The 25,894-nt window shown below is 67.7% G+C and carries 20 protein-coding genes; 9 read left to right on the top strand and 11 right to left on the bottom strand.

Features of this window, described 5'->3' with window-relative positions; translation table 11 throughout:
- The first annotated feature begins 59 nt into the window (after positions 1 to 59).
- The 4 genes from ACI2KI_RS15045 to ACI2KI_RS15060 all read left to right on the top strand — a co-directional run bounded on the left by ACI2KI_RS15045 (position 60) and on the right by ACI2KI_RS15060 (position 7,024).
- Positions 60 to 1,283 (top strand): hypothetical protein, encoded by a 1,224-nt coding sequence (locus ACI2KI_RS15045; RefSeq protein WP_404621351.1) that lies wholly within the window; start codon positions 60 to 62, stop codon positions 1,281 to 1,283.
- 101 nt (positions 1,284 to 1,384) lie between these two features.
- Positions 1,385 to 4,438 carry a TonB-dependent receptor gene (locus ACI2KI_RS15050; protein WP_404621353.1) on the top strand — a complete coding sequence of 1,018 codons (3,054 nt, stop codon included), beginning with the start codon at positions 1,385 to 1,387 and terminating at the stop codon, positions 4,436 to 4,438.
- Positions 4,439 to 4,545: 107 nt separating this feature from the next.
- The gene (locus ACI2KI_RS15055) at positions 4,546 to 6,180 is read left to right on the top strand and encodes an alkaline phosphatase D family protein (RefSeq protein ID WP_404621355.1); all 1,635 of its coding nucleotides are present in this window, start codon (positions 4,546 to 4,548) and stop codon (positions 6,178 to 6,180) included.
- Between the two features lie 232 nt (positions 6,181 to 6,412).
- The gene (locus ACI2KI_RS15060; RefSeq protein WP_404621357.1) at positions 6,413 to 7,024 is read left to right on the top strand and encodes a GntR family transcriptional regulator; all 612 of its coding nucleotides are present in this window, start codon (positions 6,413 to 6,415) and stop codon (positions 7,022 to 7,024) included.
- Here ACI2KI_RS15060 and ACI2KI_RS15065 read toward each other — a convergent pair.
- The 7 genes from ACI2KI_RS15065 to ACI2KI_RS15095 form a co-directional block, all read right to left on the bottom strand.
- Positions 7,021 to 7,764: a methyltransferase domain-containing protein gene (locus ACI2KI_RS15065; protein WP_404621359.1), complete on the bottom strand. Its 744-nt coding sequence runs from the start codon at positions 7,762 to 7,764 to the stop codon at positions 7,021 to 7,023. The two genes, ACI2KI_RS15060 and ACI2KI_RS15065, sit on opposite strands and share 4 nt — an antisense overlap.
- Positions 7,761 to 8,378: a pimeloyl-ACP methyl esterase BioG family protein gene (locus tag ACI2KI_RS15070; protein ID WP_404621361.1), complete on the bottom strand. Its 618-nt coding sequence runs from the start codon at positions 8,376 to 8,378 to the stop codon at positions 7,761 to 7,763. Before ACI2KI_RS15070 ends, ACI2KI_RS15065 begins: the two co-directional genes overlap by 4 nt.
- Positions 8,375 to 9,664: an adenosylmethionine--8-amino-7-oxononanoate transaminase gene (bioA, locus tag ACI2KI_RS15075; RefSeq protein ID WP_404621363.1), complete on the bottom strand. Its 1,290-nt coding sequence runs from the start codon at positions 9,662 to 9,664 to the stop codon at positions 8,375 to 8,377. The genes ACI2KI_RS15070 and bioA overlap by 4 nt, the downstream gene beginning before the upstream one ends.
- Positions 9,664 to 10,284, bottom strand: a complete 621-nt coding sequence (bioD, locus tag ACI2KI_RS15080; RefSeq protein WP_404621365.1) for a dethiobiotin synthase — start codon at positions 10,282 to 10,284, stop codon at positions 9,664 to 9,666. The genes bioA and bioD overlap by 1 nt, the downstream gene beginning before the upstream one ends.
- The gene (locus tag ACI2KI_RS15085) at positions 10,281 to 11,417 is read right to left on the bottom strand and encodes an 8-amino-7-oxononanoate synthase (RefSeq protein ID WP_404621367.1); all 1,137 of its coding nucleotides are present in this window, start codon (positions 11,415 to 11,417) and stop codon (positions 10,281 to 10,283) included. The genes bioD and ACI2KI_RS15085 overlap by 4 nt, the downstream gene beginning before the upstream one ends.
- On the bottom strand, positions 11,414 to 12,409 hold the full coding sequence (gene bioB / locus ACI2KI_RS15090) for a biotin synthase BioB (protein WP_404621369.1): 996 nt from the start codon (positions 12,407 to 12,409) through the stop codon (positions 11,414 to 11,416). The genes ACI2KI_RS15085 and bioB overlap by 4 nt, the downstream gene beginning before the upstream one ends.
- 219 nt (positions 12,410 to 12,628) lie before the next feature.
- Positions 12,629 to 14,230 (bottom strand): M20/M25/M40 family metallo-hydrolase, encoded by a 1,602-nt coding sequence (locus ACI2KI_RS15095; RefSeq protein ID WP_404621371.1) that lies wholly within the window; start codon positions 14,228 to 14,230, stop codon positions 12,629 to 12,631.
- A 153-nt stretch (positions 14,231 to 14,383) separates the two neighbouring features.
- On the opposite strand from ACI2KI_RS15095, the gene ACI2KI_RS15100 reads away from it, so the two are divergent.
- Positions 14,384 to 15,859, top strand: coding sequence for a cobyric acid synthase (locus ACI2KI_RS15100; protein ID WP_404621373.1), 1,476 nt, complete (start codon positions 14,384 to 14,386; stop codon positions 15,857 to 15,859).
- 6 nt (positions 15,860 to 15,865) lie between these two features.
- On the opposite strand, the gene ACI2KI_RS15105 is transcribed toward ACI2KI_RS15100, so the two are convergent.
- The 3 genes from ACI2KI_RS15105 to ACI2KI_RS15115 all read right to left on the bottom strand — a co-directional run bounded on the left by ACI2KI_RS15105 (position 15,866) and on the right by ACI2KI_RS15115 (position 18,110).
- Positions 15,866 to 16,264, bottom strand: a complete 399-nt coding sequence (locus ACI2KI_RS15105; protein ID WP_313102744.1) for an OsmC family protein — start codon at positions 16,262 to 16,264, stop codon at positions 15,866 to 15,868.
- Between the two features lie 14 nt (positions 16,265 to 16,278).
- The gene (locus ACI2KI_RS15110; protein ID WP_404621375.1) at positions 16,279 to 17,175 is read right to left on the bottom strand and encodes a pirin family protein; all 897 of its coding nucleotides are present in this window, start codon (positions 17,173 to 17,175) and stop codon (positions 16,279 to 16,281) included.
- A 62-nt stretch (positions 17,176 to 17,237) separates the two neighbouring features.
- Positions 17,238 to 18,110 (bottom strand): pirin family protein, encoded by an 873-nt coding sequence (locus tag ACI2KI_RS15115; protein ID WP_404621377.1) that lies wholly within the window; start codon positions 18,108 to 18,110, stop codon positions 17,238 to 17,240.
- A 115-nt stretch (positions 18,111 to 18,225) separates the two neighbouring features.
- Between ACI2KI_RS15115 and ACI2KI_RS15120 the strand changes: the two genes are divergently transcribed.
- Both ACI2KI_RS15120 and ACI2KI_RS15125 read left to right on the top strand, forming a co-directional pair.
- A complete protein-coding gene (locus ACI2KI_RS15120) occupies positions 18,226 to 19,188 on the top strand; it encodes a LysR substrate-binding domain-containing protein (RefSeq protein WP_404621379.1) in 963 nt (320 codons plus the stop codon).
- On the top strand, positions 19,188 to 19,736 hold the full coding sequence (locus tag ACI2KI_RS15125; RefSeq protein ID WP_404621381.1) for an NADPH-dependent FMN reductase: 549 nt from the start codon (positions 19,188 to 19,190) through the stop codon (positions 19,734 to 19,736). Before ACI2KI_RS15120 ends, ACI2KI_RS15125 begins: the two co-directional genes overlap by 1 nt.
- Positions 19,737 to 19,804: 68 nt before the next feature.
- Here ACI2KI_RS15125 and ACI2KI_RS15130 read toward each other — a convergent pair whose 3' ends face one another.
- The gene (locus tag ACI2KI_RS15130; protein WP_404621383.1) at positions 19,805 to 22,663 is read right to left on the bottom strand and encodes a TonB-dependent receptor; all 2,859 of its coding nucleotides are present in this window, start codon (positions 22,661 to 22,663) and stop codon (positions 19,805 to 19,807) included.
- A gap of 346 nt (positions 22,664 to 23,009) precedes the next feature.
- Between ACI2KI_RS15130 and uxaC the strand changes: the two genes are divergently transcribed.
- Together uxaC and ACI2KI_RS15140 are read left to right on the top strand one after the other, a co-directional pair.
- The gene (uxaC, locus tag ACI2KI_RS15135; RefSeq protein WP_404621385.1) at positions 23,010 to 24,425 is read left to right on the top strand and encodes a glucuronate isomerase; all 1,416 of its coding nucleotides are present in this window, start codon (positions 23,010 to 23,012) and stop codon (positions 24,423 to 24,425) included.
- Entirely contained in the window at positions 24,422 to 25,891 is a 1,470-nt protein-coding gene (locus ACI2KI_RS15140) for a mannitol dehydrogenase family protein (protein WP_404621387.1), read from the top strand. The genes uxaC and ACI2KI_RS15140 overlap by 4 nt, the downstream gene beginning before the upstream one ends.
- Positions 25,892 to 25,894 lie beyond the last annotated feature (3 nt).

Here is a 25,894-nt window from a genome sequence, read left to right on the forward strand (position 1 = left end):
GCAGTCGATCATGAACTCGCCCTAGGTGCCGTCCCCGTCGCAAGGGGAGGCGGGCGCCGATGAAGTTCAGTATTTCGCCACGCGCAACCGTGCCGCTGGCCATGGCGGGCGCGGCGCTTGTGGCGGCGGCCTTGATCGCCGTTCCTCCTCATCCGGCTCAAGCTTCCATGGTGGAGCGTAGCGCTCGAGAGACTCTTGCTCGCTTGCCGCTGAGCCAGAACGGCGGGACGTGGAACTCTGGCCATGTTCAGGGTGTCGCCGTCGATGTCGACGGCGGCTTCATCTATTATTCCTTCACCAACCTGTTGGCCAAATACGACCTTGAAGGGCGACTGGTCGGAACCTTGGTCGGATGGACAGGCCATCTGGGCGACCTGGCCTTCAATCCGGTCGACGGCAAGCTTTACGGCTCGCTGGAGTACAAGGCGGACCAGGCCTTTTATATCGCCGTCATCGATGTCGCGGGCCTGAATGAGGTCGGGGTCGAGGCCAGCCGCAGCGACCTGTTCAAAACGGTCCATCTGGCCGAGGTCGCCAGGGACTACGCTGCCGATATGGACGGCGATGGGCGCTTTGACGGTGACGTGGCCGCGACGCGCGATCATCGCTACGGCGCCTCGGGCATCGACGGGGTGGCGTTCGGCCCGCGCTTCGGGCGCAGGGGCGGCCCCTCCTTGTTGACCGTGGCCTATGGCGTCTACGGCGATGTGACGCGGACCGACAATGATCATCAGGTCCTGCTGCAGTACGACATCGCCGACTGGGGCCGTTACGCTCGTCCGCTGTCCGAGGCCGAGCCGCATCGTGCCGGCCCCGCCGCTGTTGACGGCAAGTATTTCGTCCGCACCGGCAATACGACCTATGGGGTGCAGACCCTCGCCTACGACGCCGAGGTCGGGCGCTGGTTCATGGGCGTCTATCAAGGCCGCAAGCTCGGCCTCCCCAACTATCTTCTGTTTGCCGTCGAGGCCGAGGCCCGGCCGACGCGGGGGGATCTGATCGGCGTGCCCGCGTCGTCCAGCGAAGGTTGGGAGCAGGGCCTGATCCTGCCTCTGGCTCAGGACGGTCTGGAAGACCCCGCCACAGGTCTGCGCGGCTGGCGCTGGAAGGCGGACGTCGGCCTGGAGCCCCTGGGGCGCGGTCTCTTCTATCTGGCGGTGAATTCGGGCGGGAAGGGGAGCCAGACCGCCGACCTGACCCTGATGCGCTGGACCGGCGATCCCCGGGCCCCTTTCGCGCCGGTCGACGCCGATGAACGCCTGAGACGAACCCCCACGCCCTGAGCCGCGCCTGACGGCTGCGCCCGCTCTCTCGGCGCGCCGCTCGCGGCGACCTGCATCCCCTCGCTTTTTCTCTTCCCTCCCAGTTGTTCGAGTAAACTCCCATGAAGGCCCGTTCTCGCCACCTCGCCAGCGTCAGCCCGCGAGCCCTCTTGCTGTATCCGCTGATGGCGGCCGCCTTTGCGTCCGTGACGCCTCAGGCGGCCGAGGCGCAAACGACCAGCCAGGCCGCGGCCCAGGCGCCCGCCGCCGCCGGCGCCCTGCGCGGCCGGGTGCTCGACACCGTCAGTGGCGAGTACCTGCGCAACGCCGAGGTTCGCGTCGAAGGCACGAGCATCGTTGCCTATTCCGAGGACGGCGGCGCCTTCCGTCTCAGCGGCGTGCCGACTGGCGAGGTCACGCTTGTGGTCCGCTACGCCGGCCTGCAGGAGGCGCGGGCCACGGCCAGCGTCATCGCAGGCCAGACGACGGTTCTCGACATCGAGCTGAAGGCGCCGCTCTACGCCGGCTCCGACGAGGCCTCTGCCGTGGAGGACATCGTGGTCACGGCCGCGCGCGGGGGCCAGGCCAAGGCGCTGATGGAGCGCCGCGTGGCGATGAACGCCAAGAACGTGGTCCCGGCCGACAACTTCGGCGCCCTGACCATGGGCGACGTGGGCGAGTTCATGAAGTCCATGCCGGGCCTGTCGATCGACTACACCGAGGTGGACGCCACGGCGGTTCGCATCGGCGGCCTGCCGCCCAAGTACTCCACCTTCACCATGGACGGGGCCAGGATGGCCACGGCCACCTCGAACAACAACTCGGGCCGTCAGAACTCGTTCGAGCAGATGTCGATCACCGGCATCGAGACGATCGAACTGAACCATACCTTGCTGGCCAGCATGGACGCGGACTCGCCGGGCGGCAGCATTAACCTGCGCAGCAAGTACGCCTTCCAACTGCCCGAGCGGCAGCTGCGCTTCCAGGTTGGCGGGGTGGCGACCTCGGACTCGGCCCTGTCGCGTCACTACATGCCCGACGACAAGAAGCACGCCAGCCTCTATCCTTCGGGCCAGTTCTCCTACGCCGACGTCTTCATGGACGGCCGCCTGGGCGTGGCGGTCAGCGCCAGCCACAACGCCAACTACGTCCAGCAGGACCGCATCCAGACGGACTGGTCCTATCTGGCCGACGGCCGGGTGCTGCCCTATCAGGTCATGTGGCGTCCGGGCCCAAAACTGACCAGCCGCACGGCCGCCAACCTGGCGCTGGACTACAAGTTCACCGAAGACCTGATCTTCTCGCTGCGCAGCAACTACTCGTTCTACGATGTCGAGTATTTCAACCAGTACACCTATCTGACCTTCGGCACGACGATCCGGTCCTACGCCGCGCCGGGTTCGACGGGCACGCATATCGTGGTCAATCCGGACGGTCGGAACACGCGCCTGCACACCGGCTATTCGCACCGCTACGCCGGGACGCCGACCTATCTGATCGCCCCCAAGCTGGAGTATAAGGGCGAGACGTGGGAAGCGGCGCTGCGCGCCAGCTATTCGTCGGCGGAGTTCAACTTCCGCGACACCAGCAAGGGCTTCTTCCAGCGAACCGACAACCACCTGACGGGGATTGGCTTCGAGATGGAGCGCGATTCCACGGACTCCAACGCCTGGTATCTGCGCCAGACGGCGGGTCGTTCGTGGAGCGATCCGATGAACTTCAACCGCGACATCGACATCGGCAACAATGTCCGCACGGCGGAATCGGACGCCGTCAACGACATGTACTCGTTGAACCTGGACGTGAAGAAGCGGCTCAGCCTGGGCGACGTCTACTTCACCCTGATGGGCGGCATGGGCGCGCGCAGCAATGACTGGCGCACCGACGAGGGCTCCTATCAGCAGTTCCAGTACGTCGGCTCGACCGGCGACCTGACCCAGACCGCCCCCGAAGCCGTGGTGCCGTGGACCCAGAAATACCGCTTCGAGATGATCGGCTTTGATGCGGGCAACATGAACGCCCAAGGTTGGCGCGCCGACAGCCACTACGGCATGTACGACATCTACCGCGAACACCCTGAGTACTTCGTGGCGGACGAGGTCGGCAACCTGAAGCGCCGTCTCGACAACGACAAGCGGGTCAAGGAGGACATCACCTCCGCCTATGTCGAGGCTCAGGCCGACGCCGGCCGCGCGCGGTTCGACCTGGGGCTGCGCTATGAGAAGACCGAGACCGCGTCCCGGATCGCCGTCGTTCGGCCGCTCAAGGAGGTCACGGACGCCGGCCTGTCGGTCAACACGGTCGAGGGGCTGCTGTACCAGTACAACAACGGGACCTATCAGGATCGCAAGGGCGAGTATGACGACTGGTTCTGGAGCGGCGGCGTCAAATACGACTTCACCGACAAGCTGGTGGGGCAGCTGTCCTTCAGCCAGGCGGTCCTGCGTCCCGACTACGGCAATCTGGGCGGGGTGGTGTCGGTCAACGACGACACCATGATCGTCACCGTGCCCAACCCCGAGCTGAAGCCGGAGCATTCGACGAAGTATTACGCCAGCCTGCAGTATTATCTGGCGCCGGCGGGCATCATCGGTCTGTCGGCCTACCAGCTCGACATGCAGGACATGCAGGTCACCGGCATGACGGTGAACCCTGAGGATGTCGGCTTCGATCCGGCTGAGTATGCGGGCTACACCTTCCGCAGCGCCCAGAACTTGCCGGGGACCAGCACCAACCGGGGCTATGTCGCGGAATACAGCCAGCAGCTGACCTTCCTGCCCGGCGCCTGGCGCGGCCTGGGCCTGCATGGCTCGGTGACCTATCTGGATCCGGACGGCGAGCGTCAGGGCACGCCGAAACAGGCCGCCAACTGGGGCGTGCGCTACAACATCGGCCGCTTCGACTTCCAGCTGAACGGCAACTGGCAGTCGAAATATCGCGTCAGCGGGCTGAACAACACGCCGACCACGGCCAACAACGGCGTCCTCTACCACTCGCCGCGCGAGCTGTGGAACGTCAGCGTGAACTACAAGATCAACGACCGCTTCGACCTGATGCTGGCGGGGCGCAACATCTTCAATTCGCCGGACGTCATCTACTCCAACGAGCGTGATCGGGTGCAGCAGTACACCGTCTACGGCTCGATGTGGAACATCGGCGTCAAGGGTGTCTTCTGATCGCCCTATCGACCTGAAGACCCGGTGGCCGCGCCTTCCTGCGACGGTGCGGCCGCCGGGAGTTCGACCTGAGGGAGGGCGTCCCTCGACCTCCAAAGGATAATCTCATGCCTCTGCAGCTTGATCGACGCCGGCTGGTGCTGGGCGGCGGCCTGGGCCTGGCCGCGCTGGGCCTGCCGGGCGGCGCGGCCCTGGCGCAGGCGCTTCTCGGCGCCTCAGGCTTCACCCACGGCGTGGCTAGCGGTGAGCCGGGGCCGGACTCCCTGCTGCTGTGGAGCCGCTACGTCCCGGCGAGTGGAGCCGACGAGGTCCGGCTGGATGTGGAGATCGCCCTGGACCGCGACTTCCGCCAGATCGCGGCGCGTGGCGTGGCCCGCACCGGCGCCTATCGCGACTGGACGGTGAAGATCACTCTGGACGGCCTGCAGCCGGGCATGACCTACTGGTATCGCTTCATCGGCCCAGACGGGTCGCAGTCGCAGGCGGGCCGGGCGCGGACCCTGCCAGTCGGTCGGGCCGAGCGGTTCCGCATTGGCCTGTTTTCCTGTTCCAACCTGCCGATGGGGTGGTTCAACGCCTATGCCCATGCGGCGGCGCGCGACGACGTCGACCTGTGGCTGCACGTCGGCGACTATGTCTATGAGTACGGCTTGGGCTCCTACGCCGTGGATGATCGCATCGCCGAGCGCGCGGTCCTGCCGGCCCACGATCATGAGATGGTCGCCCTGGCCGACTATCGCCTGCGCTTCGCCTGCTATCGCGCCGACCCTGACCTGCAGGCTGTACACGCGGCGGCGCCCATGGTCTGCGTCTGGGACGATCATGAATCGACCAACGACAGTTGGGAAGGCGGAGCCCAGAACCATCAGGCGGCGACCGAGGGCGACTGGAGCACGCGCCGCGCCGCCGCCGCTCTGGCCTATCTGGAATGGATGCCGATCTCGGAAGAGCCCTGGAAGGCCTATCCGATCGGCGATCTGGCCACCCTCTACCGCACGGAATCGCGGCTGATCGGCCGGACGCGCCAGGCCGACATCGGCGCCGCCTATCGCGAGGGGACCGACGCGGCCCTGACCGCCTTCCGCGACGGCGTCTGGCAGGACGCCTCGGCCTCCATGCTGGGCTCGACCCAGGAAGCCTGGTTGGCGCGCGAACTGCGGGCCAACGCCCGGACCACGGCCTGGCAGGTGGTGGGCATGGGCACGATCATGGGCCGCACCGTCATGCCCCAGGACGCCGTCAGCTGGCTGCGTCCGGACCTCAGCGAAGGCGTCGTCCGCTCCTTCACCAACGCCGCCCGTGCGGGTCGGGCCGGTCTGCCCATGTGGACGGACCGCTGGGACGGCTATCCGGCGGCGCGCGCGCGCTTCCTCAGGGCGGCGCAGGCGGCCGACGCCGACCTGGTCATGCTGGCCGGCGACAGCCACAACGCCTGGGCCTATTCCCTGTCCGAGGACGGCCGCCCCGCCGGGGTGGAGTTCGCCGGCCAGGCCGTGACCTCCAACGGCATCGAGCGCCAGCTGGGCGTGGCCCCGTCGGTCGCCGCCCGGTCCTTCGTCGCCGCCAATCCTGAGATGGCCTGGGCCCAGACCAGCGGGCGCGGCTACATGATGATCGACATCACGCCAGAGCGCGTCGGCGGCGAGTGGATATTCATGGAGACGATCAAGGCCCGCAGCACGGCTGTCGTGAGCACGCACCGGATGGCGGTCGAGAAGGGAAGAAGACGCTTCATCGCCTGACGGCATGTCCGCGTGGGCGCGACGCCTCAAAAGCGCCTGGGGTGGCGGCGATCAGTAGAACGCTAGGTTCGACGATCGCTTTCGTCGTCTCCGGCGCTTCTATGGGGGGCCGGGGCGACGTGGTTCAGGTGGCCCTGCAATCTCTCCAACGGCGCCTGCTTGGTCGAGCTCGCCAATGTCGTTGACGGCCTATGAGTGCAATTGTAGATAATTGCGCGACGTCGGAGGTTGTGTGGCCGTTTCCAAACCTGGTGTTTCCGCGGACGGCATCGCTGATGCACTGACGGTTCGGATCGTGCGCGGCGAACTCGCGCCGGACGCCAAGCTCCGCCAGGAACACGTCGCCGACGAGTTCAAGGTCAGCCATGTCCCGGTGCGCGAGGCCTTCTTGCGTCTGGTGGCCAAGGGGCTGGCGGTCAGCAAACCGAATGTCGGGGTTCGGGTCGCGCCACTGGATCAGGCGGCCCAGCGCGAGGTCAAGCTGATGCGCGCGGCGCTGGAACCGGTGGCGCTGATGCATTCAGTGCCTAACCTTACCCAGGACGAGATCGGGCGGCTGGAGGACCTGCGTCTGGCCTGCGACGCGGCGACCGACATCCATAGCTGGGAGGCGGCCAATCGCGCCTTCCACCTGGGGACCATGGCGGCCTGCGGCATGCCGCGCCTGCTGGAAGAGGTGGGCAATCTGCAACTGCACGGCTCGCGGCATATGCTGGTGCAGTACAGGGAGCGGTGGAAGCCGCGGCCCGATCCCGACCACCACGCCTTGATGGCGGCGATCCGCGCCCGCGACGTGCAGGGGGCGCTGGCCACGGCCGAGCGCCATCTGGGACGGGCGGTCTAGGCCTTTCGCGCGATCAGCCAGACGGGCTGATAGGTCAGGGGGACGCGGCCTGACTGGCCAAACCGCGCATCATATTCGTGGCAGAAGGCGTCGAGATCGCGGCGGGTCCAGGGACGGCTGGCGCGGCCGTTGACGCCGGTGTCGCGCAGGTGGCGCAGTACTTCGCGCGGCGTGGCGAGGCATAGGGATCGGACGCGCGACCCTGACTCCTGCACGGTCCAGCCGGACGGCAGCAGACTGGCCATGGCGGCGGCCGACAGCAGCGACGGGGCGGCGGCCTGACTGCCCAGGGCCTGAAGCTCGGGGAAGTGGTCGGGGCCGAAGCCGGACAGGGCCAGCCAGCCGCCGCGCCGCACCGCCTCACACAGGCGCTGGATCAGCCCCTGCGGATCGGCGATCCACTGGATCATGGAGGCCGAGATGACCAGATCGAGGTCCGGGGGCAGAGCCAGGGTTTCGATGTCTCCAGGGCGGTAGTCGGCCTGCGGCGCGAAGGGCAGGGGCGGCGCCGCCAGATCATTCAGGTGCAGGGTCTCGATCGGCAGGCGCTGCAGCATAAGCCGGGTCAGCTGGCCGGTGCCGTAACCGGCTTCGAAAACGCGGGTGAGGCGGGTGTCGGCGGCGTGGCGCAGCAGACGGCGGATCAGGCCCCGGGCGATGGCCTTCTGCACCAGGGCGCTGTCGTCATAGGTGGCGAAGCCCCGGCGAAAGCTGCGCTGAACGCGGGCGATGGCGCTCATGCCAGGAGGTCGCGCCAGTCGGCGAAGGCGGGGAACGGGTTGTGGCCGGCGTCGAGCCAGCAGACGCGGTCGCTTTGATCGCGCCATGCCGCTTCCAGATTCTCGGGCGGAAAGATGCGGTCATTGCGTCCCAGCCAGATGCGGTCAAAGCCGGGGTGGGGAGCGGGGCCGCGCGCGATGACAGCGTGCAGTTCGTCTCTCAGGGCGGGGATGTCGCTGGCTTCGGGCAGGGGAGCGCCGGCGCGGCGGGCGAACTGGCGCAGGCTGGTCTCGGTTAACTGGTCGGCGGTCTGGCGGGCCCGCTCGGGCGGGATGCCGAGGCGCTCGTCGACGGGGTGCAGGGAGCCGCACACGGCGATCATGCGATCGAAGTCGAGTTCTTTCGAGGCTAGGGCGTGGCCTGTCCCCCCGACGCCGAAGGAATAGGCGATCAGGCTGCGCCGGGCATAGGGGCGCAGCGGCTCGGGGTCGAAATCAAGCCTCCGATAGTCGGTGAGCAGCAAAACGTCGGTCTCGCCGCCCAGATGGGCGAAGGGCGCGGCGCCGAGGGCCCAGCCGCCGAACACGACGATCAGCTCGTCAGCGCCGTCGCGTTGCAGCCACTGAGCCTTCATGCGCGCCACCCAGCGATGTCCAGCATGGCGGTGGTGATGCGCGTCAGCTCGTCCGGCCGGACGACATAGGGCGGCATGGCGTAGAGCAGCCGACCGAAGGGGCGCAGGAAGACGCCCGAGGTTTTTGCGAAGGCGTGGACGCGGGCGGTGTCCAGCGGAGCCTTCATCTCGATCACCCCGATGGCGCCGAGGATTCGGACGTCCTGCACGCCGTCGAGCCGTCGGGCCGGAGCCAGTTCGGCGCGGAGTTGGGCCTCGATCCGGGCGACCGCGTCGCGCCAGCCGCCGTCCTGCAAAAGATCAAGACTGGCCCCGGCGGCGGCGCAGGCCAGGGGATTGGCCATGAAGGTGGGGCCGTGCATCAGCACGCCGGGCGACCCGGCCGAGATGGCCTCGGCTACATCCTCGCGGGCCACTGTGGCGGCGAAGGTGATGTGGCCGCCGGTCAGGGCCTTGCCCAGGCAGAGGATGTCGGGGACGACGCTGACGAAATCCATGGCGAACATCCGCCCGGTGCGACCAAAGCCGGTGGCGATCTCGTCGAAGATCAGCAGGACGCCGTGCGCGTCGCACAGGGCGCGCAGGCCGGTCAGATAGGCCGGGTGATAGAAGCGCATCCCGCCCGCGCCCTGAACCACGGGCTCAAGGATGAAGGCGGCGATCCGCTCGCCGTGCGCCTCAAACAGCCGCGCCACTTCGGCCAGGCCGTTGCGGGCCGGGTCCTCGTCCCATTTCGCGTCGAAGGGGATGGGCGGGGCGGCGACGAAGTGCTCGATCTGCAGGGCGCGACCGTACTGGCCGTGCATCCCCGTGTCGGGGTCGCACAGGCTCATCGCCTTCCAGGTGTCGCCGTGATAGCCGCCGCGCACGGCAGCGAAGGCGGTGCGGGCGGGAAAGCCGCGCGCCACCTGGGCCTGCAGCGCCATCTTCAGCGCCACCTCGACGGCGACCGAGCCGCTGTCGGAATAGAAGATGCGGTTCAACCCGTCGGGCAGCAGGGCGACCAGCCGCCGCCCCAGATCGATGGCGGGATCATGGGTCAGGCCGCCGAACATGACGTGCGGCATGCGGTTGAGCTGGGCCGTCATGGCGGCGACGATCTGCGGATGGCGATGGCCGTGGGCCGCGCACCACCAGGAGGACATGGCGTCGATCATGCGTGTGCCGTCGGCCAGGGTCAGCCAGACGCCCTCGGCCTCGACCACGTAATGGACCGGGCCGGGTTCGCGCATCCCGGCGTAGGGGCGCCAGAGGTGGCGACGGTCGAAGGCGATGGCGTCGTCCATCACAGGGTCTCGCAAATGGCGGCGACGTCGATGGCCTCGAAGGCGGCGGTCAAGGCGTCAGGGGTCAGGTCAGCGAGGAAGGGCAGCCGCCCCAGATCGCGCACACCGCCCATCTCGGCGATGATGCGACGGCTGTCGGCCATCTCCTCGCCGACGAAGGCGACGCCCGCCACCGTGCAGCCCATGGAGCGCAGGGCGGTCAGCGACAGCAGGCTGTGGTTGATGGTGCCCAGGCTGGTGCGCGCCACCAGAATGACAGGGGCTTTCCATCCGGCGATGACGTCGAGGAAGAGGTGCTGCCGCGTCAGCGGCACCATCAGCCCGCCGGCGCTTTCGATCACCAGCGGTCCCTCGACCGTGGGCGGGGTCAGGCGGGCGAGGTCGATCGCGACGCCCTCAGCCTCGGCCGACAGGTGGGGCGAGGCGGGCATCTGCAGGCGATAGGCCTCGGGCAGGACGGGTCGGCCCGACAGGTGGGCCACGGTCTCGCTGTCGGTGGCTTCGTCCAGGCCGGACTGGACCGGCTTCCAGTAGGTGGCGCCAAGCGCGCGGGTCAGCCCGGCGCTGAAGACGGTCTTGCCGATGCCGGTGTCGGTGCCGGTGACGATGACAGTGCTCATAGGTAGGCGGATCCGACGTCTGACAGGGTTTCGAACAGGCCCGTGACGGCGGCCTGATCCGCGGCGCCGGTCAGCGAGATACGCAGGCGCGCCGTGCCCTTGGGCACCGTGGGCGGGCGGACCGCGCGCACGTCGTAGCCGCGCGATTGCAGCGTCCGGGCCAGGGCGACGGCCTCGCCGTCCGCGCCGATGTGGACGGGCAGGATCTGGCTTTCGAAGCCGTCCAGCCCGCACAGGCGCCGGGCCTCGGCGTGGGCGTGGGCGATGCGGGCCCAGGCGCGCTCGCGGAGGTCGGGACGGTCCCGCAGGGCGGCCAGAGCGGCGCGCACCACGGCGGCGTTCAGCGGCGAGGGGGCGGTGGCGAAGATGAAGGGGCGGGCCTTGTTGACCAGGGTCTCGATCAGCACCGCGTCGCCGCAGATCAGGGCCCCGACCGCCCCCAGCCCCTTGCCGCAGGTGTGCAGGGTCAGCAGGTTCGGGTCGTGCGGCTGGCTCAACGCGCGGCCCGCGCCCATGGGACCGAACAGGCCGGTGGCGTGGGCTTCGTCCACCACCAGGACGGCGTCGTGGCGACGAGCCAGTTCTAAGAGCTGGTCCAGCGGGGCGAGGTTTCCCTCCATGGAATAGAGGCTCTCGACCGCCAGCCAGACGCGGCCGGATCCGCCCCCGGCGCGCCAGGACTGGATCTCGGCCTCGGCGGCGGCGACGTCGTTGTGGGCGAAGGGGCGTGTGTCGGCCCGGCCCAGCTGCATCCCGTCGTGGGCGCTGGCGTGGATCAGGGCGTCGTACAGGACCAGGTCACCCTGCATGGGCAGGACCGAGAAGAGGGCGTGGTTGGCCTGAAAGCCGCCGCCGATGAAGAGGGCGGCCTCGGCGCCGAAGAAGGCGGCCGCCTCTTCCTCCAGAGCTTCGTGTTCCGGGTGGTTGCCGCGCAGCAGCCGCGACCCGGCGGCCCCCACAGGCACGCCCCGGCCCAGGGCGTCGAGCGCGGCCTGTTTCAGCAGGTCGGACCCGGCCAGCCCCAGATAGTCGTTGGAGGCGAAGTCGAGTCCGGCCGCCGGGGCTCGGGCCCGCAACCGATCGCGCGCGGCCAGGGCGTCCAGGCCGGCGCGATGGCGCGGATGGGAGCTCACGCGGCCTGCTCTTGCACGGGCTCCTCAGCGGGCTTGAGGCAGGCCGGGGCGGCCTCGACGGTTTCGGCGCGCAGGTTCAGCTTGTTGAAGAGCAGGGCGTCCTTGTCCTCGCCGGGGTTGTCGGCGGTCAGCAGGGTGTCGCCGACGAAGATCGAGTTGGCGCCGGCGAAGAAACACATCGCCTGAAGCTCGTCGCTCATCTCCGAGCGCCCGGCCGACAGGCGGACATAGGCGCGCGGCATCAGGATGCGGGCCGTGGCGATGGTGCGCACCATCTCGATGGGGTCCAGCGGAGCCATGTCGGCCATCGGCGTGCCCTTCATCGGCATCAGCATGTTGATCGGCACGGATTCTGGCGGCTCTTCCATCTCGGCCAGGGTGCGCAGCATGTCGATACGGTCGTCGGCCGTCTCGCCCATGCCGACGATGCCGCCCGAGCAGACGTTGATCCCCGCCGCGCGGACGCGGTCCAGCGTGTTCAGCCGGTCGGCGAAGGTGCGGCTGGTGATGACTTCGGAATAGTAGCGCTCCGAGGTGTCGATGTTGTGGTTGTAGTAGTCGAGGCCGGCCTCGCGCAGCTGGGCCGCCTGGTCGTCGCTGAGCATGCCCAGGGTCATGCAGGTCTCCAGACCCATGGCCTTGACGCCCCGGACCATGGCCAGGACGCCAGGCATGTCGCGTTCCTTGGGTGAGCGCCAGGCCGCGCCCATGCAGTAGCGCGTCGCGCCCGCCGCCTTGGCCTTGCGCGCCTCGTTCAGAACCTTCTGGACCTCCATCATCTTGGAGGCTGACAGCTCGCTGTCGTAGCGCGCCGACTGCGAGCAGTAGGAGCAGTCTTCGGGGCAGCCCCCGGTCTTGATGGACAGAAGCTTGGAGCACTGGATCGTGCTCGGCTCGAAGTGGGCCCGATGCACCGTCTGAGCCCGATAGAGCAGTTCCATGAATGGCGCGTTGTAGATCGCGGCTGCGTCGGGTTTTGAATTATCTATCATTCTGAGTGCTCAAACTGCAATGCCAGCGAGAGCCGATCTAAATGATAGATATCATTCTGTAAAAGTGGATATTCGAGCCAATATTATATATTATTCTGAAATAGGGCGAGTCGATCAGTCTTGCCAGCGGTCGTCGTATTCGAAAGAGGTGGCACTAAACGAAAACACCCCCGCACGAGGTGTGCGGGGGTGTCCGACCGTTTCGCTTGTCAGTGCGCCTTAGTCAGCCGGGTACGCGAACGGGTCGGTCGGCGTCGGTTCGGTGGGCAGCGGCATGCGCGGCAGGGGGGCGTCGCGGTTGGCCGCGTTCAGCAGGAAGCTGGCCAGGATGATCGCCGCCTGACGCAGGTCTTCGGGCTTCAGGTGGTCATAGCTGTCGATGCTGGTGTGGTGGATGCGGCTGGAATAGTCGAGCGGGTCCTGGATGAACTGATAGCCGGGTACGCCCACCGTCTGCATATAGACGTGGTCAGTGCCGCCGGAAGGACGCAGCGAGACGGTGGTGGCGCCCATGCTGGCGAACGGCGCCAGCCATTCCTGGAAGATGGGGGCGGCGGCGACATTACCCTCGGTGTTGATGCCCCGGATCTTGCCAGAGCCGTTATCCAGGTTGAAATAGGCGACCAGGTCGCGATAGCCGGGGCGCGGCTCGACCGGCCAGCGGTTGCGCCAGGTGCGGTTGTTGGGCAGGGCGGCCAGGGCCGGGTCCGTCGCGGGCGCGCGCGTGGCCAGATAGCGGTCGACATAGGCCAGCGAACCCAGGATGCCCTGTTCCTCGCCGTTCCACAGGGCGAAGCGGATGGCGCGCTTGGGCTTGACCTTCATCTGCGACAGGATGCGGGCGGCCTCCATGACCACGGCGCTGCCGGCGGCGTTGTCCTGGGCCCCGTCGGAAGCTACCCAGCTGTCGAGGTGGGCGCCGGCCATGACGTACTCGCCCGAGCGGTCCGTGCCGGGAATATCGGCCAGGATATTGTAGGCGTTGACGTCCTCGTCGTGGAACTGGACCTCGCTGAGCAACGACAGCATCGGCGGGGTGTCGGTCAGGGCCAGGCGGGCGAGGCGACGATAGTCCTCGGCGGCGATCTCCATGCCCGGCAGCTTGGGCGTGGCGCCGACCTGATAGGTGTAGCCGGTGCCGTGCAGCAGGCCGCCGTCGCGCTGGGACATACGCACCCAGGCCAGGGCGCCTTCCTCAGCCAGGAAGGCGTCGAGGCGGCCGGCGAACTCGGCCATCTTCAGCTGGCGTTCGACGGGGACGTGGGCGTGCTGCGGCTGGATATAGGTGTTGCGGTCGCGCAGTTCGGCGTCGGTCCAGCGGCGGAAGGCCGGCTCGGTCGGCTCGGAGCCCGTGTCCGGGCGGGTCAGCATGACGATCTTGCCGGACAGCTTGCCGCGCCACCTGTCGAAGTCCTCGACCTTGGTGATCGGGGCGACGATGACGTCGGCGTTGATGGTCCCGTTGGTCGAGGGGGTCCAGGCCACCGGAATGGCGCGCAGTTCGATGGCGCGCGGGGCCGTCATGCGGGCGCTGGAGCGGACGATGGACCAGCCGCGGCCGAACTCGAACCCTTCGGCGCGGACGTTCGACAGACCCCAGTCGCGGAACTGCTGCTGGCTCCACTGCTCGGCCTGACGCATCTGCGGCGAATTGGTCATCCGCCCGCCGATCCGGTCGGTCAGATAGGCGGCGGTCTGCATGACCTCGCTGTGGTTCAGGCCCTGATCAATGATGCCGTTGATGGCGACGCGGTCCACCGATTGGGCCAAGGCAGGCGTGGCGATGCACAGGGCCGACAGGCCGACGAGCAGACGTTTCATGTGTGGAAGCCCCCGAGAATCAAAACTGCGGGGATTTGACGCCATGCGCGGGCGCTCTGCAAATCGCGGCGACGCTGGCGTCCGGTCTTTGGTTGACCCAGACCAGGGCGCGGCCCTAGGTCCAATGATGAACGGGATGTACGCGGAGGGCCGATGGCGGCGCTGATGATCCAGGGCTGCGGCTCGGACGTGGGCAAGTCCGTGCTGGTCGCGGGTCTGTGCCGACTGTTCGCCAATCGCGGCCTGACCGTGCGGCCGTTCAAGCCGCAGAACATGTCCAACAACGCCGCCGTCACCGCCCCCGACGCCGAGGGGCGATCCGGCGAGATCGGCCGTGCGCAGGCGCTTCAGGCCCTGGCCTGCCGCACCCCGCCGACCGTGGACATGAACCCTGTCCTCTTGAAGCCGCAGAGCGACACGGGGGCTCAACTGGTCGTGCGTGGCCGGGTCGAGGGCGTCTGGCAGGCGGCGGGCTATCAGGACCGCAAGGCCGCTCTGCTGGACGTGGTGCTCGACAGTTTCCACCGCCTTCAGGCCGAGGCGGATCTGGTCATCGTCGAGGGGGCGGGCAGTCCGGCGGAGACCAATTTGCGTGCCGGCGACATCGCCAACATGGGCTTCGCTCGCGCCGCCGATGTGCCGGTGGTGCTGGTCGGCGACATCGACCGGGGCCATGTCATCGCCGCCCTGGTCGGCGCGCATGCCGTTCTGGATGAGGGCGACCGGGGGATGATCCAGGGCTTTCTGATCAACAAGTTCCGGGGCGATCCATCCCTGTTCAATGAAGGTCGAGCCGAGATCGAACGCCGCACCGGCTGGGCCGATCTGGGCATGGCGCCCTGGCTGGCCGATGCGCGATCCCTGCCGGCCGAGGATGCGGTAGTGCTGGATCGGGCCGCCGGGCGCGGGGCGGGGCGGCGCGTGCGCATCGCCGTGCCCATGCTGTCGCGCATCGCCAATTTCGACGACTTCGATCCCTTAAGGCACGAGCCGGGCGTGGACTTCGGCTTCGTCCCGCCGGGCACGGCTCTCCCGGGCGACGCCGACCTGATCATCCTGCCGGGGACCAAGGCGACGTTGGCCGATCTGGCCTTCCTGCGCGCTCAGGGTTGGGACGTCGACATCGCCGCCCATGTGCGGCGCGGCGGGCGGGTGCTGGGCGTCTGCGGCGGCTATCAGATGCTGGGCCGCACGATCAGCGACCCTGACGGCGTCGAGGGCGTGGCGGGCTCGGCGCCGGGCCTTGGTTTGCTCTACGTTGAGACCGTGCTGGCCGGCGAGAAGACCCTGCGCCAGACCACAGGGGCGCTGGCGGCCTCGGATGCGGCGTTCGCAGGCTATGAAATTCACCTCGGCCAGACCGATGGCCCGGATACGAGCCGCCCCTTCGCCCGCATCGAGGGGCGTCCGCATGGCGCGATGTCGGCCGATGGTCGGATCGCCGGCCTCTATGTCCATGGCCTGTTCGATCAGGCCGAGGCGCGGGCGGCGATCTTGGCCGATCTAGGGGCTTCGTCGGACGGGGTGGACCAGACCGAGCGCGTCGACCGCGCCCTGGACCGGATCGCCGAGGTGCTGGAAGCGCACTTCGACATTCCGGCCCTCAGCCGGATCGCCGGCCTGACCTGAGCGGCTCTAGGCGACCAGGGTGGTGTGGACCGGAACGCCGTTCTTGATCGCCAGTGTGACGGGCGTGCGCTCGGCCACCTCGGCCAGACGGGCGCGCTGGGCGTCGTCCAGAGGCCCTTCGGGCGTCAGCACGCGTTCGATGCGCGGCGGGGTTTCGCCGCCCCGGTATTCCAGTTGGACGTCCAGGCCCTCCAGCGGCCAGCCCTTCTTCTCGGCGTACATGGTCAGGGTGATGGCGGTGCACGCCCCCAGCGCCGAGATCAGCAGATCGAACGGGGCAGGGCCGCTGTCTGCGCCGCCCAGGCGTTCGGGCTCGTCCGCGGTCAGTTCGTGTTTCAAATCTCCGCCCGTCCGGATCGAGGTCCGGTAGCGGGCGGTTCCGATATGGGCGTGGGCGATGGCCATGCTGAGGGCTCCGGTCAGGACATCGCGGGGGCGGAGTCGGGGCGATCGGGCGGCAGGGGAATGAACTCCTGATCGTCCATGTCGGGCAGCTTCATGCGCCCGGCGCGCCAGTCGGCCTTGGCCTGTTCGATGCGGTCCCGCGACGAGGAAACGAAGTTCCATTCGATGAAGCGTTCGCCCACCGGTTCGCCGCCCAGCACCATGACGGTCGTCGGTTGCAGGGCGTGGATCACCGACGGGGCGCCCCTGGACAACACCGCCATCTGGCCGTGACCCAGAGGCTTGCCGTCGTCGATCTCGACCAGGCCCTGGACGACGTAGACCGCGCTCTCTGAATGGTCGGTCGGAGTCTGGAAGCGGGCGCCGGGCTCCAGTTCCAGATGCATGTAGTGCAGGGGCGAGAAGGTGCTGACCCCCGCCTTCATGCCCATGGTTTCGCCGGCGACCAGACGCCCCTTCACGCCGTTCTCGATCCAGGTGGGCAGGTCGGCCGATCCGACGTGCTGGAAGGACGGGTCGATCTCTTCCTGACCATTGGGCAGGGCCAGCCAGGCCTGAATGCCCTCCAGCCGTAGACCCTCCATGCGGGCGCGTTCGAAGCGCTCGGAATGGGTCACGCCGCTGCCGGCGGTCATCCAGTTGACCTCGGCCGGACGGATGTCCTGCTGCACGCCCAGGCTGTCGCGGTGCGTGATCTCGCCGTCGAACAGATAGGTCAGGGTCGAGATGCCGATGTGCGGGTGCGGGCGCACGTCCACGGTCTTTGGAATGCCGGCGGGCATGTCGACCGGCCCCATGTGGTCGAAGAAGACGAAGGGGCCGACCATGCGGCGCTTCGCATAGGGCAGGACGCGCCCCACCTCGAAGCCGCCGAGATCCTTGCGACGCTGGTCGATGACGAGTTCGATCATGGTGTTTCCTCGAATGGGGCGGCGGTCCGGGGAACGCGCCGGACCGCCTGTTGTTCAGCTTGTCACACGGCGGCGGGAATGTCGCCGAAGCGGCCGCTGTTGAAGTCCGTGATCGCCGTGCGGATCTCGTCCTCGCTGTTCATCACGAAGGGGCCGTAGCCGACGATGGGCTCGTCGATCGGCTCTCCGGTCAGGATCAGCAGGGTCGTGTCCGCATCGGCGTGCAGAGTGACGCTGTCGCCCTGACGGTCCAGCAGCAGGGCCTCGGCGGACCCGGCGGGCTGATCGCCGTTGACGGTGACGTGGCCCGACAGCACGACCACGATGGCGGTGTGGCCTTCCGGCAGGTCCAGCGTCGTCTCGGCGTCCCGGTTCAGCCGCACGTCCCACACATTGATGGGGGTGAAGGTGCTGGCCGGGCCTTTCGAGCCGTCCATGGCGCCGGCGATGATCCGGGCCGTGCCTGCGTTGTCGGGCAGGGAAACGGTCGGAATGTCGGCGTTCAGGATCGACTGGTAGCCGGGGCGGGTCATCTTGTCCCTGGCGGGCAGGTTGACCCACAACTGCACCATGCGGAACGGACCGCCGGTGCGCGAGAAGGCCGGAGAATGGAACTCCTCGTGCAGGATGCCGCCGCCCGCTGTCATCCACTGGACGTCGCCGGGGCCGATGATGCCGCCCTGGCCGGTCGAGTCGCGGTGCTCGACCTCGCCGTCATAGACGATGGTCACGGTCTCGAAGCCGCGGTGCGGATGCTGGCCCACGCCGCGCCGCTCGGTCGTCGGCTCGAAGTTGTAGGGGCCGGCGTAGTCGAGCAGCAGGAAGGGGGTGACGTGCTTGCCTGCGGCGTCATAGGAAAACAGCGAGCGAACCGGGAAACCGTCGCCGACCCAGTGGCCGCGATCATTGCCGTAACGTCCCAGAACCTTCTTCATGATGTGTCTCCTTCGGGGCGACCAGACCCTGCCGATCGCGTTGAGGTCTTATGCCGTTGGAACGCCGACCGCAGAAGATTGCGAAATCGCCTCGCTGCGTCCTATCAATAGGACGATGAGAGACCTCAACGACCTCTATTACTTTGTCCAGGTGGTGGATCACGGCGGCTTCGCCCCCGCGGCGCGGGCTCTGGGCATGCAGAAGTCCAAGCTGAGCCGACGCATCGCCTTTCTGGAGGACCAGTTGGGGACGCGCCTGATCCAGCGGTCGTCGCGCCGTTTCTCGGTCACCGAGGTCGGTCAGGAATACTACCGGCACTGTCTGGCCATGCTGGTCGAGGCCGAGGCTGCGCAGGCGGTGATCGACGGCGCGCGATCCGAGCCCTGCGGCACCATCCGCGTGGCCTGCGCGCCGGGACTGCTGACCTATCAGATGGGCGGGCTGATCGCCCGCTTCATGGCCCGGTATCCCGAGGTCGATGTGCAACTGGACGGCACCAGCCGCCGGGTGGACGTCATCGGCGAGGGCTTCGATCTGGCCATTCGCGTGCGCGAGCCGCCGCTGGAGCAGACGGATCTGGTCATGCGCAAGCTGGACGAGAGCGTGCACCGTCTGGTCGCGGCGCCCGATCTGCTCGCGCGGTTCGCGACGCCCGCCGGCCCCGCGGACCTGGCGAGCTGGCCCAGTCTGGACTTCGGTCCGGCGCATCGCGACCACGTCTGGGCCCTGCACCACAGGGATGGGATGACCGCCTCGGTGCGTCATGCGCCGCGGCTGGTGACCGACGACCTGCATATGCTTCACGAGGGTGCGCGTCAGGGACTGGGCGTGGCCTTGCTGCCGACGGTGGCGGTGGCCGGCGACCTGGCGGCCGGGCGGCTGATCGACATCCTTCCGGACTGGCGACCCAGGAAGTGGATCGTCCACGCGGTCTTCCCGTCGCGGCGCGGCCTGCTGCCCTCGGTGCGGCTGCTGCTCGACTTCCTCGCCGAAGGTTGCGCCGAGCAGCAGATTCACGGTGAAACGCCTGCGTCGCCGCGCGCGACTCCCTATGCCTTTGCGGAGACGAAAGACTGATGCGTCTGGTTGGAGTGTCGGGCAGCCTGCGGGCCGCCTCCTATAACAGCGCCCTGCTGCGGGCGGCCCAGGGCATGACGCCCGAGGGCGTGGACCTGATCGAGGGCTCGATCAGGGGGATTCCTCTCTATGACGGCGACGTCGAGCGGGATCAGGGCCTTCCCGAGGCGGTGGTCGTGCTGAAGGATCTGATCGCCGACTGCGACGGCCTGCTGCTGTTCACGCCCGAGTACAACAATGGCGTTCCCGGCGTGTTCAAGAACGCCATCGACTGGCTCAGCCGTCCGGCCTCGGACATCGAAAGGGTGTTCGGCGGGCGGCCGGTGGCGGTCCTGGGCGCCTCGCCCGGTCCCTTCGGCACGATGATGAGCCAGGCCGCCTGGCTGCCGGTCCTGCGGACCCTGGGAACCGCGCCCTGGTTCGGCGGGCGCATGATGCTGCCTCACGCGGGCTCGGCCTTCGACGCGGACGGTCAGCTGACGGACGAGGACGCCCGCCGCCGTCTGGCGCGCTTCATCAATGGCTTCGTCGAGCACTGCCGGACATAAAAAGAAGGCGCTGGCGGTCAGACCGCCAGCGCCGAAGTTCACCGCTCAGGAGTGCGATGTAAGTCGGATCAGAACTTGTAGCGGGCGCCCACGAAGATCTGGCGGCCCGTGTGGTGATAGACGTAGGTGCTGTCACGCACGCCATCGAGTTCGCTGTGGTTCTGACGGTTGAACTCGTCGGTCAGGTTGATGCCCTCGATCGACAGAGCCAGCTTGTCGTTGACGTCGAAGGAGGCCGAGGCGTCGATGCTGAGGGTCTCGGTCTTGCCGGTGACGGCGATGCCGCGCGTGCCGCCGTTGGCGCCCGGCACCTGCTGATAATAGGTGTCGCGATAGGCGGCCGAGACGCGGGCGTTGAAGCGACCGTCGTCATAATACAGCGTCGCGTTCCAGGCGTCGGGCGACAGGTTCACCAGGTTCGCTGTCACATAGACGTTGCAGGCGGCCGTGGTGCAGTAGTCGATTTCCGACTCGACGTGCGTGAAGTTGGCTTGCACGCCCAGGTTCGAGAAGGCGCCCGGCAGGAAGGTGAAGGGCTGCTGATAGCTGATCTCGAAGCCCGTCAGCGGTCCGCCCGGCGTATTGGTGGGGGTGCTGAAGACATACTGGTCCGAGGGCGGTCGATCGGCGCCAGCCGGGAAGGCCGCCGGGTTCATCGCCGTCAGCTCCGCATAGGTCAGCGTCTGCTGCGTGGTCTGAACATAGGTCGAGATGTCCTTGTAGAACAGCGCCAGGGACAGCAGGGATTCCGGCGCGAAATACCACTCCAGCGACAGGTCGAAGGTATCGGCGCGGTAGGGGTCCAGGTTCACATTGCCCAGCGACGCCGTACGGTTGGCGGCGTTCGGCGCGCTCAGCGAGAAGACCGGCACCAGGTTGGTGACTGGCGGGCGCGACATGACGCGAGCCGCGCCGAAGCGAACCATGACGTCTTCGATGGGCTCGATCGACAGGTTCAGCGACGGCAGGATGTCGTCATAGTTATTGGCGCCGGTGACGCGGGTGGTCACGCCGCTGAGGGCGGAGTAGCCGGCGGCCTCGACCTCGGTGTTCACCCAGCGCGCGCCGAAGTTGCCGCGAACCGGCATGCCGGCCCATTCCGTGTTCCAGTCCATCTGGGCCCACAGACCGGTGTCCTTCTCGGTCACGTCGCGCCAGTTGCCCAGAGCCGTGGACCCGTTCTCAAGTCCCAGCAGGCGGAAATCGCCGCCGGCCACGCCGGTGTTGCACAGGCAGTCGGCGCCATAGGCCTTCATGATGGCGTCGAGGTTGGGCGAGATCCAGGCCGTAGCCGAGCCCGAGGGCAGGTCCAGGTTCTTGCCGAAACCGTCGAGCAGATAGGTCAGGCTGCCGATCGTCGCCCCGGCCGGCATGGCGGGCGCGGCGTTGGTTTGACGGGCATAGCCAGAGCCTAGCGACTGGTATTCCTTGTAGCTGGCGCCGACCTTGAAGGTCATGCGGTCGTCGATGTCGAACTCGAAGCCGCCCTCGAAGGTCGTGTAGGTGTTGGATTGTTCGCTGGACAGAATGCGCAGTTCCGACAGCGGCTGGGCGCCGGCAGGACCCGTGATCTTCCACTGGTTCGGATCGGTGACGTCGAAGCCATAGACGATCTTGGGCAGGTTGCGGTTTTCGCGGAAGTCGATCGACCAGCCGTCGCCGTCCTGATGGTCGATGATGGCGTTGACCTGCAGCGGGTTGCCGAATTCCGACTTGGAGCGGCCGGCCACGCCGCGGAAGCGGACGGTGTCCGAGAAGTCATGTTCGACTTCCAGAGTGTATTGCGAGAACTCGCTCTTCAGGATGTCGAAGCGTTCCTCGGTGCGCATGTCCATGTCGTCGAGGCGCAGATAGACCAGCTCGCCCGTATTCGGGTCGGCGATGGCTTCGACGATGTCGACCTGCGGCTTGCCGCCCTGAGAGGCGTTGCGGCTCAGCGACCAGGCTTCGAGGAAGTTCTCCTTCCGTGTCGAATCGAGCTTGGAATAGAGGCCGTCCAGGCTGATGGTCGTCGCATCCGACGGGCGCCATTGCAGCGACAGGGTCGCGCCGATGCGCTCCTGCTCATGGCTCAGGCGGCCGTAGCGCGGGATGCGGGGGTGGAACAGGCCGCCCGCTGCGGCTGAACCACCGGGCAGGGCGCCCGGGTTCTGGAAGCCGTTGTCGCCGTTGGCGGGACCCCAGCGCACCGAGCTGAAGCCCTCTTCGATCGAGCTCTTGTCGCTGTAAGCCAGCGACAGCAGGGCGCCGAACTTGCCGTCCATCCAGGTGTCGGAGATCAGGCCGGCGAAGCGGGGGCTCCACTCTTCGGACAGGTCGTTGTAGCCGCCCTGCACCGAGGCGACGGCGGTGAAGCCCTGATAGTCGAACGGACGCGCGGTGCGCAGGTCGACGGTGGCGCCCAGCGAGCCTTCCTCGACCTCGGCCGAGGCGGTCTTGCGGACCGTGATGTTGTTGAAGAGTTCCGAGGCGAAGACGTTGAAGTCGAAGCCGCGGCCGCGGTTCACGCCGCCCGAGGAGTCGGTCGCGCCGGTCGTGGCCTGGGCCTCGATGCCGTTGATGCGGGTGCGGGTGAACTCCGAGCTCAGGCCGCGCACGGTGATCGAGCGGCCTTCGCCGGCGTCACGGTCGATCGACACGCCCGGAATGCGCTGGATGGATTCCGCCAGGTTGGTGTCGGGGAAGTCGGCGATGTCCTCGGCCGAGATGGCGTCGACCACGCCGGCTTCGCGACGCTTGATGTTCAGGGCGTTTTGCAGGCTGGCGCGGAAGCCGGTGACGACGATCTCATCGACCGTGGTGGCGTCCTGTTCGTCGGCCGGGCTGGCGTCCTGCGCATGAGCGGCGCCGGCCAGGGCCAGAGTCAGGGCGCCGAGCGAGGCGCCGAGGGTCAGCGCGTAGCGCGCACGGGTAGCGTGGTGGGTCATCTATGTCCTCCTCCCAGTTGGGCCTTTCGGAGATCGAGCGCCTCCGTTCCAGCCTCCGCGATCGCGGGAACCGGTGTCATTTGGCGTTTGTCAGCCTCTGCCACCGGTGTCATATAAAGCTACGCACAGTTTCCAGTGTGTGGCAAGATGATGACGAACGCTGATCGCATCGAAGCCGCACGTCGGTTCTGCGCCCGAAGAAAAGAACCAACGACCACCCCCGTCAGAGGGGCGGCGAAAGGGGAAGCGGCCCTGTCGGATTCGGATCAATGGGTCCGACGACAATGCGATTCGCTGAGCCTTGCGTCCTGCTCTGACTGTCCGAAATCCAGTCCCGAGTTGTCGCATGACCCAGCCGCTTCGCCTGAACCCCGACCGCCTGTTTCCGGCCGACGCCGACACGCGGGCCGTCGCGCGTCGTCTCTACGCCGAGGTGAAGGGCCTGCCGATCATCAGCCCGCACGGCCACACGGACCCCAGCTGGTTCGCGGGCAATGAGAACTTCGCCAACCCGGCCGAACTTCTGATCACGCCCGACCACTACGTCTTCCGCATGCTGCACTCGCAGGGCATGGCGATGGAGGACCTGGGGGTGCCGCGCGCCGACGGCGGGCCGGTCGAGGCTGATCCGCGCAAGATCTGGCGCCGCTTCGCCGAGAACTACCACCTGTTCCGCGGAACGCCTTCGCGCATGTGGCACGACTGGGTCTACGCCGAGGCCTTCGGCATCGACGTGCGTCTGTCGGCCGAGACGGCGGATCACTATTACGACGTCATCGACGCCGCGCTGAAGACCGACGCCTTCAAGCCGCGCGCCCTGTTCGACCGCTACAACATCGAGGTCCTGACTACGACGGAAAGTCCCCTCGACACCCTGGAGCACCACAAGGTCATCAACGCCTCGGGCTGGAAGGGCAGGGTCCTGACCGCCTATCGCCCGGACCCGGTGCTGGACCCCGACTACGAGGGCTTCCGCGACAATCTGAAGGTTCTGGCCGAGCAGACCGGGCGCGATACGATGAACTGGGAGGGCTATCTGCAAGCCCTGCGCGACCGTCGCGCCTTCTTCATCGAAATGGGCGCGACCTCGACGGACCACGGTCACCCGACCGCCTTCACCGCCGACCTGTCGAAGGCGGACGCCGAGGCCCTGTTCAAGCGCGTCTCCACCGCCCCGGCCAGCGCGGCTGACGCCGAACTTTTCCGCGGCCAGATGCTGACCGAGATGGCCGCCATGTCGGTCGAGGACGGTCTGGTGATGCAGCTTCACCCCGGCAGCTTCCGAAACCACTCGGCCACGGTCTTCAACCGCTTCGGCCGCGACAAGGGCTGCGATATCCCGACCCAGACGGATTACGTGCGGGCGCTGAAGCCCCTGTTGGATCGCTTCGGTTCGGACACGCGCCTGGCCCTGATCCTGTTCACCCTGGACGAGACCGCCTACAGCCGCGAGCTGGCGCCTCTGGCCGGTCACTATCCGGCGCTGAAGCTGGGGCCGAGCTGGTGGTTCCACGACAGCCCCGAGGGCATGCGTCGCTTCCGCGAGCAGGTCACCGAGACGGCGGGCTTCTACAACACCGTCGGCTTCAACGACGACACGCGCGCCTTCCTGTCGATCCCGGCCCGTCACGACGTGGCTCGCCGCATGGACTGCGGCTTCCTGGCCAAGCTGGTGGTCGAGCACCGGATGGAAGAGGACGAGGCCCACGAACTGGCCCATGCCCTGACCTATGGTCTGGTCAAGGCGGCCTACAAGCTGTGACCCGCCTGAATGACGCGGCCCTGAAGGGGCTGCCCGCCGACGTCGCGCGCCCGGCCTATGACCGTGTTCAGGTGAAGACCGGAGTGGTCCATCTGGGCATCGGCGCCTTCCATCGCGCCCATCAGGCGGTGGTGTTCGACGACGCCCTGGCGAGCGGCGATCTGCGCTGGGGCGTGCTGGGCGCCTCGCTGAGGTCGCCGGGCGTGCGCGACCAACTGAACCCGCAGGACGGGCTCTACACACTGGTCGTTCGCGACGGGGCGGAAGAGCATCTGCGCGTCATCGGCGTTGGTCGCGGTGTTCTGGTCGGGCCGGAAGAACCTGCCGCCTTGGTTGCGGCCATGGCCGACGCCGACGTCCACATCATCACCCTGACGGTGACCGAGAAGGGCTATCGTCTTGATCCAGCTACCGGCGATCTGTTGGTGGACGATCCGGACGTGGCCGCCGACCTGGCCGACATCGCCTCGCCGCGCACCGCGCCGGGCTTCATCGTCGCGGCCCTGCAGGCGAGGAAGGCGGCGGGGCTCGCGCCCTTCACCGTCATCAGCTGCGATAACATCCCCCATAACGGCAAGCGCATCCGGGCCGGCGTCATCGCCATGGCCCGGCGCATTGATTCGTCGCTGGCCGACTGGATCGAAACCGAGGGAGCCTTCCCCCAGACCATGATCGACCGGATCGTGCCGGCCACCATTCCTGACGACGTGGCCCGCCTGACCGCGCGTCTGGGCGTCGAGGATCAGGGCATGGTCAAGGCCGAGCCCTTCACCCAGTGGGTGATCGAGGACTGGTTCGCGGGAGAGCGGCCGGACTTCGCCGCCTTCGGCGTGCAACTGACCGACGGGGTTGAGCCATGGGAAGACGCCAAGCTGCGCCTGCTCAACGGCGCCCATTCCGCCGTCGCCTACCTCGGCGCCCTGTCGGGTTACGAACACGTGCATGAGGCTGTGGCGGTTCCGGCCTTCCGCGCCTTCATCGAGGCCCTGTGGGACGAGGCGCAGACCACGCTGAACCCGCCGCCGGGGCTGGATGTGGCCGCCTATCGCCAGGAACTGATGGCCCGCTTCTCCAACTCGGCCCTGATGCACCGGACGCGCCAGATCGCCATGGACGGGTCGCAGAAACTGCCCCAACGACTGCTGGCGGGCGCGGCAGAACGGCTGACGGCCGGGCAGGGGATCGAGGCTCTGGCCCTGGGCGTCGCCGCCTGGATGCGCTGGCAGGAGGGCGTGACGGAGAGCGGTGAGGCCGTTGTGGTCGACGATCCTCTGGCGGCGCGCACCGCCGAACTGATCGCGGCGTCCGAGAACGATGAGGCCCAGGTCCGCGCCCTGCTGACCCTGTCGGCCGTCTTCCCCGAGGCCCTGGCCAGTGATCGACGCTTCGTCGAGGCGGTCACCGGCGCCTTCCTGTCCCTGAAAGAGCACGGGGCGGTTGAGGCCGCGCGCCGCGTGACGGAGTAGAGC

Source organism: Brevundimonas sp. NPDC046655, assembly GCF_044901625.1.
Classification (GTDB): domain Bacteria; phylum Pseudomonadota; class Alphaproteobacteria; order Caulobacterales; family Caulobacteraceae; genus Brevundimonas.